Consider the following 14,316-nt stretch of genomic DNA (forward strand, 5'->3'; position numbering starts at 1 on the left):
GCGCGGCTGAATCCCTGTGGGGGTTCGCCGGGCAACGGTTTCCGCCATGCACCGTTTCCTGATCTCCGCCGCGCACAAGTCCTCGGGCAAGACCACGCTATCCATCGGACTGTGTGCGGCGCTGCGCGCACGCGGTCTCACCGTCCAGCCTTTCAAGAAAGGGCCGGACTACATCGATCCGCTCTGGCTCTCCACAGCCGCCGGCCGTGGCTGCCGCAATCTCGACTTCTTCCTGTCGCCGCACGATGAAATCCTGCGGCAATTCAGTTACGGCCACGATGCCGACGTCTGCCTGGTCGAGGGCAACAAGGGACTCTACGACGGCCTCGCCCTCGATGGCAGCAACAGCAATGCCGCGCTGGCCCGACTCCTCGACCTGCCGGTGATCCTCGTCCTCGACGCGCGCGGCCAGACGCGCGGCATCGCCCCGCTGATCCTCGGCTACCAGGCCTTCGATCCGGCGATCCGCATCGCCGGCGTGATCCTCAACCGTCTCGGCGGCAGCCGTCACGAAGCCAAACTGCGCGCCGTCGTCGAGCATTACACCCATGTGCCGGTGCTCGGTGCGGTCCACGAAGACCCCCGACTGGCCGTGGTCGAGCGCCATCTCGGCCTGATGCCGGCGAACGAAGCCGCACAGGCCGAGCAGACCATCGCCGCGATCGCCGAGCGTGTCGCCCAGCAGGTCGATCTCGAACGGCTGCTGGCCATCACCAAGACCGATGCCGTCCTCCCCCCTCCTCCGCCCCGCCCGGTCCCGCCCAGCCCAAAAATCCGCGTGGCCATCGCCCGCGATGCCGCCTTCGGCTTCTACTACACCGACGATCTCGAAGCGCTCGAGGATGCCGGCGCTGAGCTGGTGCCCTTCGATACCCTTCGCGATGCGCACCTGCCGCCCTGTGACGCGCTGCTGATCGGCGGCGGCTTTCCGGAATCCTTTCTCGACGAGTTATCAGCCAACAGCAGCCTGCGCGAGGAGATCCGTTCCGCCATCGCCGCGGGCATGCCCGCCTATGCCGAGTGCGGCGGATTGATGTACCTCGCCCGTTCGATCACCTGGCAAGGCAAATCCCGGCCGATGGTCGGCATAATTCCAGGCGACATTCTGATGCACGACAAACCGGTCGGCCGCGGTTATGTGCTGATCGAGCCCACCCCCGACCATCCCTGGTGGTCGGGAGAGTGCCGTCCCGCCAGCGCCGACTCTTCGAAAAAAGGCGGCGCCCGGCGGGACGCTCCCATTTCCGCCAGCGCCGACTCTTCGAAAAAAGGCGGCGCCCGGCGGGACGCTCCCATTTCCGCCGGCGCCGACTTTCCGATCATCCATGCCCACGAATTCCATTATTCGGAGATTCGCGGGCTGCCGGCCGACCAGCGCTATGCCTATCGGGTCAAACGCGGCCATGGCACCGATGGCCAGCACGACGGCATTCTTTGCCACAATCTGCTGGCCTCTTACACCCATCTGCGCGGCACGGCCGGTTGCGACTGGCCGGAACGCTTCATCCGCTTCGTCAGACAATGTACCATTCCGACCCCGGAGACCATCCCATGTTCACCCTGACCCCCGCCGCCGCCCAGGAGATCCTCTCTGCCGCTGCGGCCTATCAGCACGACGACGATGAAATCCCCTGCCTGCGCGTCGCGGCCAAGCTCGAAGACGGCGAGATCGTCTATGGCATGGGCTTCGACGAGCAGCGCGAGCAGGACACCGTCGTCGAATCCTGCGGGGTGACCGTGCTGATCTCCCCATTGAGCCGCGATCTGCTTGCCGACGCGACGCTCGATTTCGTCGAACTGCGGCCCGGTGAGTTCCAGTTCGTCTTCCTGCACCCCGAAACGGCTCCAGGCGCAGGGGGCGGCTGTGCCAGCCGCAGCAGCGGGTGCGGCAGTTGTGGTGGCGGTTCGACGGGAGGTTGCAGCTGAAGATGACGCAGCCCCTGCTTCCCGAAGTGCCCAGCCGCGGTGCAGCCGTCCCCGGCACGGTCTATCTGGTCGGCGCCGGTCCGGGCGATCCGGAGCTCTTGACGCTGCGCGCGTTGCGGCTGATCCGCGAGGCCGACGTGCTGGTCTATGACCAGCTCGTCTCCGAGGCGATCCTCGGCCTCGTCAATCCGGCAGCCGAGCGCATCTATGCCGGCAAGCAGCGCGGCAACCACGCGGTGCCTCAGGAAGACCTGAATCTACTGCTGGTGCAGCTCGCCAAGCAGGACAAACGAGTCGTGCGCCTCAAGGGGGGCGATCCCTACACCTTCGGGCGTGGCGGTGAGGAAGTCGAAACACTGCGCGAAAACGGCGTGCCCTTCGAGGTCGTGCCGGGCATCACCGCCGCGGCCGGCGTCGCCGCCTATGCCGGCATTCCACTGACGCACCGCAACTACGCGCAGGCGTGCGTCTTCGTCACCGGCCATCTCAAGGATGGCAGCATGAACCTCGACTGGCCGGGGCTCGCGCGCCGCCGCCAGACGGTGATCATCTACATGGGGCTGCACGGCCTGTCCTATCTGTGCGAGCAGTTGATCGCGCACGGCCTGCCCCCTGACTGGCCGGCGGCGATCGTCCAGCAGGGCACCACGCCGAACCAGCGCACGATCACCGGCACGCTGGCGACCTTGCCCGAACGGGCCACCCAGGCCGGGCTCAAACCGCCGACGTTGATCATCGTCGGCGAAGTCGTCCGGCTGCGGGACAAACTGGCCTGGTTCGAGAAAACGCCCCTGTAGCGAGTATGGGAAAGCTTCCTGCGAAAGCAGGGGTTTTCCACGAGTTCTCTCAAGACCGGCGCCAGCGCAGTCGTTATATCGTGGTAAAGCCATGACCAACCACGACAGCGAAGCCCAATTCATCGACATCGCCGATCTGCGCATCGGCATGTACGTCTATGTCGATCTGGGCTGGATCAAGCATCCCTTCGCGCTCAACAGCTTCAAGATCAGCTCGCAGGAGCAGATCGACACGCTGATCGAACTGGGTGTCAAGCGCATCCGCTGGTCGCCGGAAAAGAGCGATCTCGAACCACCCGCCGGGAATGTCCAGCATGCAGCGACCGGGCATGAGGACGCCCCGGCGGACGATAGCCAACAAAAAGTCGGCGCTGACGGGACGGCACCCCCCGCTGCCACCGACGCAAAAGCCGCCGATGAAGCGATCCATTCCGGCACAGCGAACCGCCAAGCGATCACCGAGCGCATCGTCGCCGAGGCCGCTGCCCTTGCCGAGGAACGCCGCCGGCGGCAGGAGATGCTCGCCGTCCAGCAGAGCAGCCTGGAAATCTGCGAACGCGAATTCACCACCGCGGCGAAGAGCTACCGCCAGCTCGCCGAGCTGGTCACCAGTCAGCCGGAAACCGCCCGCGAACGCGCCGCCGCGATCGTCGGCAGGATGCTCGAGGACATGCTCTGCCAGGAAGAAACGGCGATCCGTCTGCTCTCCGAAACCGCAGGCGATCGCACCTCGCAGCATTCCATCAACGTCACCGTCATCGCCCTGCTGCTGGGAAAGGCGCTCGGCCTTGACAGCGCACGGCTCGAAACGCTCGCCCATGGCGCACTGCTACACGACATCGGCTTGATCGAGCTGCCGGAACGGCTGCGCTGGATCGACAGCCAATTCACCACCGCCGAGCGGCGACTCTATCAGGAGCACGTCGCCCATGGTGTCAAGCTTGGCGAGCGCATGAAGCTGCCCCCCGAACAGCGGGTCATCATCGCGCAACACCACGAGCTGGCCGATGGACGGGGTTTTCCCGCCAGGCTGCGCGGCGAAGAAATCGACCCTCTGGCGCGCATCGTCGCCCTGGTCAATCTCTACGACAACCTCTGCAACCCCGCCCATCCGGCCCAGGCGCTCACGCCGCACGAAGCCCAACGGCTGATCTTCGCGCAGATGCGCAACCAGTTCGACCCGAAGGTGTTGATGCCCTTCATCCGCATGATGGGCGTCTATCCGCCCGGCTCGGTGGTCGAGCTCACCGATGGACGCTTCGCCCTCGTCGTCTCCGTCAATGCGGCACGCCCCCTCAAACCGAACGTGATCATTTTCGATCCGCGCATCCCACGCGAAGAGGCGCTCATCGAAGACCTCGAACAGGCAGGAGACCTCGGCATCCGCCGCAGCCTGAAACCGCTGCAGTTGCCGAAAGCCGCCTTCGATTATCTGTCGCCGCGCCAGCGCATCTGTTACTTTTTCGAGCGGGCGATGCCCGTTCATGAGCACGGGCCCAGCCGATGAAAGACCGCACCTGGCAACCGTTGATCGAAGGCATGCTCGAAGCGGTCTGGATCGTCGACGCCCTCGAGCTACGCGTCCTCGCCGTCAACCGCGCTGCCAGCGAAATGCTCGGCATCCCGGCGGCGAATCTGGTCGGCAAGCCGGTCGTCGAACTCGCCGCCACCCCCGAAGACGTTTATTTCTGGGAAGACGTCGCCGCGGGACTCGCCGACCAGATCCATTCCGAAACGCTGTTGCGCCGAGCCGACGGCACGACGCTGCCGGTCGAGCGCCGTGTCAGCCGTATCACGCTCAGCGATGCGGCGAGCATCTTCCTGGTCGGCATCCGCGATCAATCCGAAGAACGGCGCATCGAGGACGAGCTGGAAAAACTCGTCGCCGAGCTGCGCGCTACCCTCGAATCGACCGCCGACGGCATCCTCGTCACCGACCCGAACGGCGTGATCCGCGGCTACAACCACCGCTTCGCGGAACTCTGGGACCTGCCGCAGGAACTGACGACGCAACGCAACGACGCGGCGATCCACGGCTGGATGGCACAAAACGTCGTCGATGCCACGACCTACTCGGCGCGCCTGACGATGATCGCGCGCTCGCCGCTCATCGAAGCCACCGACACGCTGGTGCTGAAGAGCGGCAAGATCCTCGAGCGCGTCACCCTGCCGCAGTATGCGCGCGGCCGACCGATCGGACGCGTCTATTCCTTCCGCGACATCACCCGGCGCGTCACCGACGAATCCCGCCTCCAGCTCGCCGCCAAGGTTTTTTCCGCCAGCCTCGATGCGATCTTCGTCACCGATCCCGAGATGACGCTGATCGACGCCAACCCGGCCTGCGAGCGGCTCACCGGACTTTCCCGCGAGGAATTGATCGGCAAGCACACTTACGACATCCTCAGCGACATGGTCTCGCGCGAGCATTTCGCCGCGCAGGTGGACACGGCCTTGCAGACACACGGCTATTGGGATGGCGAGGCCTGGCACCGCAACCGCGCCGGCAATACCCTGCCCTGCCAGGCATCACTGGTGCGCGTGCTCGACAACCAGGGCGTACTACTCCACACCATCGGCTTCTTCAAGGACCTCTCCGAAACGGTCAATGCCAAGAAGCGCATCGAAGAGCTGGCCTACACCGACGCGCTGACCGGTCTGCCGAACCGGCTGTTGCTCAACGAACGCATCGAATTCGCGCTCGGCCTCGCCCACCGCGAGAAGATCGGTTTCGCACTGCTGTTCCTCGATCTCGACCGCTTCAAACAGATCAACGACTCGCTCGGCCACATGTTCGGTGACCGCGTGCTCGTCTGCGTCGCCGAACGCATCAAGGATTGTTTGCGCCAGGTCGATACCGCCGCCCGCCTTGGTGGCGACGAGTTCCTCATCCTGCTGCACAAGACCGATGCCCGCGGCGCGGAAATCATCGCCCGGCGCATCCTCAACAGCCTCTCGCAGCCCTTCGTCCTCGACGACTTTTCCTTCACCATCACCTGCAGCATCGGCATCGCGCTCTATCCCGACGACGGCGAGACGATGGACGACCTGATCAAGAACGCCGACGCAGCGATGTACCACGTCAAGGAACGCGGCCGCGCCGGTTTCCGCTTCTATCAGCGGCAGATGAACGTCGGCCTGCTCTCGCGCATGAAGATCGACCATGCGATGCGCCAGGCACTGGCCAATCCCACCGCCGAGAGCCACTTCCAGCTCTACTTTCAGCCACAGGTACGCTTCAGCGACAACGTAATCACCGGCGCCGAAGCCCTGCTGCGCTGGCGCGATGCCGAGCTGGGCGAAATCCCGCCGGCGCAGTTCATCCAGATCGCCGAGGAATCCGGCGTGATCGTCAGCATCGGCAACTGGGTGCTCGATGCGGCGGTCGCCCAATGCGCCGCCTGGCAAGCGAAAGGCATCGATCTGACGATGGCCATCAACGTCTCGCCGCTGCAGTTCCAGCAAGCCGATTTCGTCGAGCGTGTCGGCCAGACGCTGAAAAAATACGCCCTGCCCCCCCGGCTGCTCGAACTCGAACTCACCGAGTCGATCCTGATCCAGGACGTCGAAGATGCCATGCGCCGCCTCGCAGCGCTCGCCGCCCTCGGCGTGCAGCTGGCGATCGACGACTTCGGCACCGGCTATTCGAGTCTTTCCTATCTGAAACGCTTCCCGATCCACCGGCTGAAAATCGACCGCTCCTTCATCCAGGACCTGCCGGACGAAGAAAGCGACACGGCGATCGTCAATGCCATCATCCAGCTCGCCAACGCTCTGCGCCTCGCCGTCATCGCCGAAGGCGTCGAAACCACCGCGCAGCAGGATTTCCTCATCGCCGCCGGCTGCCAGGAATATCAGGGCTACCTGTGCACTGCCGCTCTGCCAGCGCCGGATTTCGAAGCCTTCCTCGCGCGCCATCGACAGGCAAACGCCTCGCAATGAGCCAGCAAAAAGCCCCCGCAGGCAAAACCTGCGGGGGCTGGGGTCTGGTGCTGCCGGCCGGAATCGAACTGGCGACCTACTGATTACGAATCAGTTGCTCTACCGACTGAGCTACGGCAGCGACGGGCACGCATTATAGCGCGCCTTGTCGCATCCGGTTCATTTGGTTCGTTCTTGCCATCCACCTATCGGTTTAAATTTATCCAGAAACGGCGGTGGAACCTCACCGGGCGGCTGCCCACCACCACCTGTTGTTGATACATAATATTTTGCTTTTCCACTTGGAAGGGTAAATACTCTGGGGGGTGTTACGTATCCGGCATACGTGGTCGCCATGTTGGTATTGGGTCCTCCTGGCACGAAAGCCACATGCCCTGAACGGTAGTCTATTGTATAAACCCAGCTTGTGAACCCGGTCGTGTTACATGGGTCCGGGGTATCTGGCTTGGTTGTCGAGAAAACCAAAGTTGTAAATGCCAGAACAGGATCAGTCACACCACGCTCCCCGGCGTCTGGGAAGTCGAGTTGCCAACCAAGGTTGTTGTCGTCATCAAACACGCTATCTGGCCTTCCATCACCATTGATGTCGTAAATCGTACCAGTTCGACCAGCACCACCAGCGCTGACCGGCACATTGACGAGCCCGTTTGCGGGCGTGGTGCCACCCAGCCAGTCCCAGATGCCATAAAAACTCTGTGACTGGGTGTTGGCCAGGTCGGAATTGCCCAGCAGACGTCCGGTCGGGAAGAACACGACACGTTTCTTGACGCTGGTATTGGTTTTCGTCACTTCGCCGAGTTCCGGCCGCGCGGTGATCGGCTGGTTCGGCCCGGCATCGAACAACAGGCTGACGACGGGCGCCCCGCCACCCGTAAAATCGAACTTCCACAGCTTGCCGAGCAAGTCACCGCCATAGACATATTTCGTCGTATTGTCCTTGAGCGGATTGTCCGCCCAGGCGGCGATGCGTGCGAGGCCGCTGGGCGTCGTCGTGTTGCCCTCACCGGTGCTCACTTTGTAGATGACCGCGCCGGTCATTGCATCGAGCACATAGAGGTATCCTTTACCATCGCCGTTGACATGGTTGTTATACCCCGAGGTGACCATCACCACCCATTGCCCGTTCGGTAGCTTGGTGATCACCGGGTTGCCAAAGCTGTAGCCGAGATCGCAATCCTCGATCATGCGCGCGATGCCCGAGGAGGCATAGCGTGCCGCACCGGCCGGCGTCGACGCCGTGCAGCCCGGCTTCTGGCGAAACTCCCACAGCACTTGGGGCGCCGTCTGGTTCGTGATGTCGAGCGCATAATAACCCGGTCCGCCAGCGGCCAGCCCACCGACCAGGATGGTCTTCCAAGTCCCTCCATCCTTGACGTCCATCACTGCCGGCGAGCCATCGACGAAGTAGCGATGCTTGGTGTCGTAATCCTTGTCGGCGAGACGGTACAGATCGCGGATGACCATCGAGGGGATATATGCCCAGCGCTCCTGACCACCACCACTTGCTGCATCTTTGGCATTAAACGCATGAAGCATGCCGTCATTAGCAGCGACGTAGACTGTTGGGTCGGTCCGTGGAGTTCCACGAACAGGGTAGCCAGTGCTGGTACCATAATCTTTTGTATATCTACCGACATAAATGGCCTCTGAGCTGACAATGTCTCCGAGCCTTCCATCCCGTTTACGATAGTAGCCCGTCGTGTTGACGGTATCCTCGTTGCTTTTGTCACCCCGCAGATAATCGACCAGCGGCACTCCAGCTGCCGCAGTCTGGTCCGAAGATGTAAGACAGAGCGGTCCGATGGAACAGTATTGAGCCAGTCCGCCAGCGATCCAGGACTGATCGAAACATCCCTGTTCGCTCACGGGCGGATTACAGGTCCCTGGATTGAGAGATGCGTAAGAGAAGACTCGTGGGGTGCCGCCTCCAGCCTTGAATGTGTAGATCGAACGGCCGCTCCAGCTAGCAGCATCCAACAAAGTATGCGCTTGCCAATCTCCTGCACTACTATAAGGCATACCCGATAACGTATCGATCGACATTCGCACTAACTCTCCAGTCCATTTCTGTGTCCAGTATTTTGAAATAAATATCATGTTGTCACTGGAAGAAACATTGGGATTACTGGTAGTCGCTGCAGCATTACTCCCATCATCAATCCATATGTCATTAATAATATCTCGAAGACCACGGCTCAGCGTCAGGGGGTCCTTGGCCAGCAGATAACTTCCATGGCCATTGACACTGGCATGCCAAAGATCATCGATATTGGCCTGGCTATCGGCTGAAGGTTGCGGCCAATTGCAGGCGCCTGAAGTCTGCCAAGGACAGATACCGTTGGCGGCATTCGTGGCACTGGCGGTCACCGCGTTACTCACGGCATCGTAGTCATCGGTCGGATCACCACTCGGCGTCTTATAGTCGGCGCGGTACTGCATCAGGCCGTCTACGCCCAGGCTGACGCCATAAGTCACCATGTGTTGAACAGTGTTCATGTCGACGCCACTTCTGGTCAGCACGTTGTCAGTACAAACTGATCCACCAGCCACACCCAGCACGCCGGTGCAGTTGCCGAGTGCGGGCGTGCGCAAGTCGGTTTTGTAGTAATACGCGGCGACATCGGCGAGTGTGCCAGTCCAGCCATCCGAGAAAGGCCCCGTCACGCCGCCGATGACCATGCCGCTGCTGTCTTCATTGCCGATCGCACTGTTATCGAGACGCACACCACCAGCGCCATTCCAATAACCGTCGGTCGTGACGATGCTGAAGTTCCTCTGGCAGGAATATTGCACTGGATCAGTCGCACCGGTAAGGCCGGAAGATTTCGCGTAATAGCGTCCCACGCGCGACAGCGCCTCGCGCAAAGGTGTCCCACCGGACGGGCTGATCGAGAACAGACGGGAGTACCAATCCTGCTTTTGGCCACTCGGACCAGGCACGAAATTGAAGTCGGCGATGTTGATCAGATCGCGGTTTCCGGTCGTGTTGCCATTGATGGTCATGAAACCGACACGAAAACGGTCATCGACACCCTGGAAAGCGATCGATATGGCAGTTTTCGTAGACTGGATGCGAGAACGATACCAGGCGAACCAGTTGGCGAAATTGCCCAGCTCCTGCGCGTATGAGCACGAACTTGCGGAACAATCATTACGACCGGAGCGATCGAGGGCGGTGAACTCGCTGGAATTGCATGCCCCGAAGCGTTCGGTGACCGTGCCGGTAGCAGACACGCACAGGTTGCCATAATTCGCCTTGCCCGGCACGATGTCGATGCGCATGAAGCGGCCGGGGGCATACGTCGGGCCGGTCGTGCTGACACGCAACGTCGGGTAGCGAGGATATTGATAAGCCGAATTTTTCAATGCCTGGCAGCGATCGGTCGCGGCCGCCACAGCCCCATCGACCAGCCGGTCGCGACCGCGAGTGTTGTTGCACCAGCGCAAGGCAGCGGGATAGTTATAAGCCACGCCCCCGACCGTCGTCGGGACCCAGGAGGCAACACAGTTGGTCAGTTTGCGGTTGGTACAGAACTCGCCCGGGATCATCACATAGTAATGTGGCCCGGCATCGCGATTGGTATCGACCGTCGGCGCCTGCGGAGTGCCGGTAACGAATTTTCCGCTACCGGTGGCGCGCACTGCATGCATCGTTGTGTAATTTTTACCGGCGACTGTGCCCGGAACGAGATAGTTGTCAGCGCGCAGGCAATCGGTATAACTCGTGTTGGTACACCATTCGGTATCCGGAAATTCGCTGCGCAGATCGATGCCCTGTGCTCCGTACATTACCCCATAGGCATCCCAGGGCGTCGTCCCGGTACCGCTGTAACTCGTGCGGCTGCTACCATCGGCATTGACCGGAGGCAGGTAACGGATGGTCGGGTTGTAGTAGGTCGAATTGAAGCCACCATTGACGAGCTCTGTTTTACTGCCGATCTTGATGGTCCAGGTGGTATGCGTCAGGAAAGGCGGCATGCCGCGCTGGTTGGTCCCGCCTGAATAGACGGTATCGATGTTATTGCCGGCAGCATTCTGCGGCAGGCAGACCCAAGCGCTGCTATTGCTGCCGGGTTGTCGGCAGCATTTCGTGCCCGTTTCACCATTGTTGTTCTTACAGTAGTTAGCGTCACTGAATCCCAGCCAATCTGGTAAATAATCGAAACGCATCGAGCCCGAATCGTCGAGCAGGAACATCAGATTCGGTTTGACCGGTGAGGAGCTTGGAGTAATTAATGGCCCGTTTGCAATATCGGTAGGAGCAGCGAACGCAATCGAACCAATAAAAGCTATTCCAATTACAGTTGCAATGTATCTAGCGTTGAGCTTCATGATCGCTCCCGTGCTCGTTAATCAGAACTTTCAATTGGTTGGTATAACAAAAGTCTGCATAAATGCTACTGTATTACGAGGGCCATTGACACGAACAATGATGCGGTAATACGTTGAAAGTCTAAGATAAAAAGGTCCATCTCCGTCGTGGTCATCAGATGGTATCTCTTCCGGTGATCTTGCACATATCTGTCCAACAGCATCCTCGGTACCATTTGCAGAACACATTCGTTGGATCAGGTAAGACACGACATGACCGGTATTCGGGTCGGGCGGCAAAACCTGAGGTGCATGAGATGTCACATAACCACTCCACCAACTCTGCCAACTTTGGCCTGATAGCGGATGATCATTGAGCGCATTCGCAACGTAGAAGGGGGTATCTGTATAACCTGGCAGATTTGGATCTTCGAGTAACAATCCGGTACCTGCAGCATTTGTGAGCCAATCAATTGCAGTCTGGAAACCACGATCAGCCTGATTGATCGCACTTTTGTGCAACGAAAGATTGCCAGCCGTCAGGATGCCGCTGTCCGCGGTGCGAAACAAGGCAATCCCGGAGAGAAGCATGGCTACGAGGACGATGAGGGCGAGAAAGAGGATCACGCCGCGTTGCCGGGAGGGAATCTGTCGTTTGTTCATGCTACACCCCGCGCCAGATGACATTTCGCAGCGCCACCGTGGTGTAAGCAACCCGATAGCGATAGTGCTGATCCGGGACGTTCCAGACCGGTCCCTGGGTCAGAGGACCGTCGGCGGCGCTCGCATTGTCGGGCCACAGTTTGAGGGTGGCAGGACTGACCGGGTCCTTCTCTGCCTGACCGCTGCGGGACACCACGGCGATGCGCACTGCCAAGATGCGCGACCAGTCTTCTGCCCGGTCCGCTTGGTTGGCAGCCGAACCCGGTGTATCGCTCAGACCGGTATCGTTGACGGGACAGGCGCCGCCAGGCGGCACACGGGTCTTACAGAACACATCGATGACCCCATCCCGGTTCGAGGCATTTGTATCGACGCCGTATTGCGCCACGAGGGCGACCACGTCGTTGGCGACTGGCATCCAGACCATTGGGTTATTCGTTGCGGTGGGATCGGCGCAGTTGGAATCAAGGAAGTTGCAACGCGTCAACATCCCATTACGAATGGCATAGACGGCAAAAACAGGAGTCTTTCCCACATGCATAATGCGTGTTCCTTCATTGCCTCTTTTAAAGGTGTACGCGGAGGCAAGCGGATGATCGATATCAACATCACCGCTCACGTCGACCCTTGTAGCTCGCGTCAAAGTGCAGTCTTTGTTTTTTTCTCCAACAAGCAGAAAATCGCCAGCTTCAATGCCACTTGGATCTTCAAGTGGAATCTGAACAGCACCTGCGGCTACGTCTGTATCTCTTAATCGACTACCCCCAATCAGCGTCGCGGCATCAGCCAGCGAGAAAACGAGCATATCTGAACCAGGGTCGCCAGGTGGAATTCCCCACAAGTTAGCTTGATGAGTAGAGTTTGCACCATCTGGCACAATACTCACTGTCAGAAGGGTAAGATTGTTTAGCCTGTTTAAGTTAGTTGCTGAGCCTGAATTGATCCTGCACCCTAATACTGCATCGCTTATAAAACCGATGCCGGCACTTTGTATGTCGCGCTCGATCTGATAAAGAGCAATGAGCGCACCAGACTGTGCCTCGCCCAGGCTGCCAAGAGCGCGTTTGCCACTTTCGCCACGCATATAGACCTGCATGATCGCGATGGTGCCAATCATCGCGATGACCATGGCAACCAGGAGCTCGATTAGGCTGAAGCCTCGAGGTGTGGTGAGGGATTTGTTGGCCATAAATTATTTCCTGATCTGACTCACAACAGCGTAGCGGTGGGGCGCAACATCGGTTGGCGCCTGCCATGAGATCGTGATCGTGACGACATTGTCAGCACCCACCGTAACGGTCGGCGCATTGACACCGGTCGCCCCCGGCAGCCCCGTCCCGGCGGCCTGAATCAGATTACGCCAGGCAACAAATTTAGCCCCACCCATATTGGAGTCGTATTGAGTGGCTAGAGTGGCCGGATCATCCGTCCACATCTGGCTGAGCAACTGGTCGGCGTACATCGCCGCCTCGGCGCGGTATTTGGCCTCGCCGGTCATTTGCGAGGCTACGGCCTGCATGCCGAGCAGCCCGAGGATGCCGAAAGCGAACAACAGCAGTGCGACGAGCACTTCGAGCAGTGTGGCGCCTTTTTGAATCTTTTCCATGCTGGTCACCCTCAACACGCCTGGGGATCGCCCGCTGGTCGGCGCGGATCGCACAAACGCACCTCGCCCCCCACGGCCACGGTGATACGCAGACAGCGTATCGAGCCGCCTGCTCCTTCGCAGTTGTCCACGCCAGGATTCGTGATGTCGATATCCACCACGGCAGGCGGTGAGGCGGGCAGAATGCGCCGACCCAGATTGTCGAAGACGATATCGACGTTGCCGCCGGCAACCATCGCTTCGACCGTGCCGCCATCGGCGGCGGATTTCTGCTGGATCACCGTCAAGTCCGGCAGCAACACCTGCCAGCCTCCGCCAACGCCGCTGGCTGGATCGAAACGGAAGGTGATCTCCATGTTGCGCTTGAGTGCCTCGGTCCGGGCATATTGCAGGCCAGACAAAACCCCATCGGCAACGGCGCGCACGCGGAGATTGGCGAGCATCGTCACGAAGCCCGGATAGGCGATCAGCAACAAGAAAGCCAGCAGCGCAATGGCCACCATCATCTCGATGAGGGTGAAACCTCGTGCCGAGCCAGATTTCAGCATGAGCCGCCTCGCCTGATCACCCAGCAGGTGGCATTGGCCGTCCAACCGGCGGGAACGGCAGTCGTCGCCCGATTGTTGTTCTGATCGATCGTGTAAGTGAAGCCAGCCGTCCGTTCGCCGGCTCTGCCTTGCGCCTGAATCGTGTAAGTCGTTGCAGACAGATTTAAACAGGAATAATTGAAAAACCGCCCTGTCGGCAGCGGAGCGACGGTGTTCGCCGCACAGGCGCCCACATAGGTGCGGTTGTCGAGGAAATAGGTTTCCATTTTCGCGCGCATTGCGGCAAGCTCGCCATGCGCTTCGGACAGTGCTCCCCGCAACAGATAATCGTTATACGCCGGCAGGGCTATGGCAGCCAGGATGGCGATGATGGCGACCGTCACCATCATCTCGATCAGGGTGAAACCGCGCTGCGCCTGTTTCATGACATCGCTCCTCTTTTTCTCTGTCTGGAATTTATGCCGCTGGATTTGAGGGGACCAGCACTTGCCGACGAACGGCAGCCGACGGGCGGCGAACGGCAGCC

General features: G+C 60.3%; 10 protein-coding genes, 1 tRNA gene and 1 pseudogene. 5 read left to right on the plus strand and 7 right to left on the minus strand.

Going from position 1 to position 14,316, the window contains the following annotated elements:
* Window positions 1-46 precede the first annotated feature (46 nt).
* The 5 genes and pseudogenes from M52SOB_RS08510 (at window position 47) to M52SOB_RS08530 (ending at window position 6,662) form a co-directional block, all read left to right on the plus strand.
* The gene (locus tag M52SOB_RS08510) at window positions 47-1,564 is read left to right on the plus strand and encodes a cobyrinic acid a,c-diamide synthase CobB (RefSeq protein ID WP_131111458.1); all 1,518 of its coding nucleotides are present in this window, start codon (window positions 47-49) and stop codon (window positions 1,562-1,564) included.
* Window positions 1,552-1,926, plus strand: a complete 375-nt coding sequence (locus M52SOB_RS08515; RefSeq protein ID WP_284155048.1) for a HesB/IscA family protein — start codon at window positions 1,552-1,554, stop codon at window positions 1,924-1,926. The genes M52SOB_RS08510 and M52SOB_RS08515 overlap by 13 nt, the downstream gene beginning before the upstream one ends.
* A gap of 53 nt (window positions 1,927-1,979) precedes the next feature.
* Window positions 1,980-2,723: pseudogene (gene cobA / locus M52SOB_RS08520) on the plus strand (uroporphyrinogen-III C-methyltransferase); the annotation flags it as partial.
* Window positions 2,724-2,814: 91 nt separating this feature from the next.
* Window positions 2,815-4,230, plus strand: coding sequence for a cyclic di-GMP phosphodiesterase (locus M52SOB_RS08525; protein ID WP_131111460.1), 1,416 nt, complete (start codon window positions 2,815-2,817; stop codon window positions 4,228-4,230).
* The gene (locus M52SOB_RS08530) at window positions 4,227-6,662 is read left to right on the plus strand and encodes a sensor domain-containing protein (RefSeq protein WP_131111461.1); all 2,436 of its coding nucleotides are present in this window, start codon (window positions 4,227-4,229) and stop codon (window positions 6,660-6,662) included. Before M52SOB_RS08525 ends, M52SOB_RS08530 begins: the two co-directional genes overlap by 4 nt.
* A gap of 45 nt (window positions 6,663-6,707) precedes the next feature.
* On the opposite strand, the gene M52SOB_RS08535 is transcribed toward M52SOB_RS08530, so the two are convergent.
* The 7 genes from M52SOB_RS08535 to M52SOB_RS08565 form a co-directional block, all read right to left on the minus strand.
* A tRNA-Thr gene (locus tag M52SOB_RS08535) sits at window positions 6,708-6,783 on the minus strand.
* 38 nt (window positions 6,784-6,821) lie between these two features.
* Window positions 6,822-10,994 (minus strand): pilus assembly protein, encoded by a 4,173-nt coding sequence (locus M52SOB_RS08540; protein WP_131111462.1) that lies wholly within the window; start codon window positions 10,992-10,994, stop codon window positions 6,822-6,824.
* A gap of 30 nt (window positions 10,995-11,024) precedes the next feature.
* Window positions 11,025-11,636: a pilus assembly PilX family protein gene (locus M52SOB_RS08545; RefSeq protein ID WP_131111463.1), complete on the minus strand. Its 612-nt coding sequence runs from the start codon at window positions 11,634-11,636 to the stop codon at window positions 11,025-11,027.
* Between the two features lies 1 nt (window position 11,637).
* Window positions 11,638-12,825 (minus strand): PilW family protein, encoded by a 1,188-nt coding sequence (locus M52SOB_RS08550; protein WP_131111464.1) that lies wholly within the window; start codon window positions 12,823-12,825, stop codon window positions 11,638-11,640.
* Between the two features lie 3 nt (window positions 12,826-12,828).
* Complete coding sequence (gene pilV, locus M52SOB_RS08555; RefSeq protein ID WP_131111465.1) at window positions 12,829-13,242, minus strand: type IV pilus modification protein PilV; 414 nt, start codon at window positions 13,240-13,242, stop codon at window positions 12,829-12,831.
* An 11-nt stretch (window positions 13,243-13,253) separates the two neighbouring features.
* Window positions 13,254-13,790 carry a GspH/FimT family pseudopilin gene (locus M52SOB_RS08560; RefSeq protein ID WP_131111466.1) on the minus strand — a complete coding sequence of 179 codons (537 nt, stop codon included), beginning with the start codon at window positions 13,788-13,790 and terminating at the stop codon, window positions 13,254-13,256.
* Complete coding sequence (locus M52SOB_RS08565) at window positions 13,784-14,215, minus strand: type IV pilin protein (protein ID WP_131111467.1); 432 nt, start codon at window positions 14,213-14,215, stop codon at window positions 13,784-13,786. The genes M52SOB_RS08560 and M52SOB_RS08565 overlap by 7 nt, the downstream gene beginning before the upstream one ends.
* Window positions 14,216-14,316 lie beyond the last annotated feature (101 nt).

The sequence above is a fragment of the Sulfuricystis thermophila genome, assembly GCF_004323595.1.
GTDB lineage: Bacteria > Pseudomonadota > Gammaproteobacteria > Burkholderiales > Rhodocyclaceae > Sulfuricystis > Sulfuricystis thermophila.

What these genes read in the sequence shown, in the direction of transcription:
- M52SOB_RS08550 (WP_131111464.1), bottom strand. Translation starts at nt 12,825, where the DNA reads ATGGCCAACAAATCCCTCACCACACCTCGAGGCTTCAGCCTAATCGAG.
- M52SOB_RS08540 (WP_131111462.1), bottom strand. Translation starts at nt 10,994, where the DNA reads ATGAAGCTCAACGCTAGATACATTGCAACTGTAATTGGAATAGCTTTT.
- M52SOB_RS08530 (WP_131111461.1), top strand. Translation starts at nt 4,227, where the DNA reads ATGAAAGACCGCACCTGGCAACCGTTGATCGAAGGCATGCTCGAAGCG.
- pilV (WP_131111465.1), bottom strand. Translation starts at nt 13,242, where the DNA reads ATGGAAAAGATTCAAAAAGGCGCCACACTGCTCGAAGTGCTCGTCGCA.
- M52SOB_RS08510 (WP_131111458.1), top strand. Translation starts at nt 47, where the DNA reads ATGCACCGTTTCCTGATCTCCGCCGCGCACAAGTCCTCGGGCAAGACC.
- M52SOB_RS08560 (WP_131111466.1), bottom strand. Translation starts at nt 13,790, where the DNA reads ATGCTGAAATCTGGCTCGGCACGAGGTTTCACCCTCATCGAGATGATG.
- M52SOB_RS08545 (WP_131111463.1), bottom strand. Translation starts at nt 11,636, where the DNA reads ATGAACAAACGACAGATTCCCTCCCGGCAACGCGGCGTGATCCTCTTT.
- M52SOB_RS08515 (WP_284155048.1), top strand. Translation starts at nt 1,552, where the DNA reads ATGTTCACCCTGACCCCCGCCGCCGCCCAGGAGATCCTCTCTGCCGCT.
- M52SOB_RS08565 (WP_131111467.1), bottom strand. Translation starts at nt 14,215, where the DNA reads ATGAAACAGGCGCAGCGCGGTTTCACCCTGATCGAGATGATGGTGACG.
- M52SOB_RS08525 (WP_131111460.1), top strand. Translation starts at nt 2,815, where the DNA reads ATGACCAACCACGACAGCGAAGCCCAATTCATCGACATCGCCGATCTG.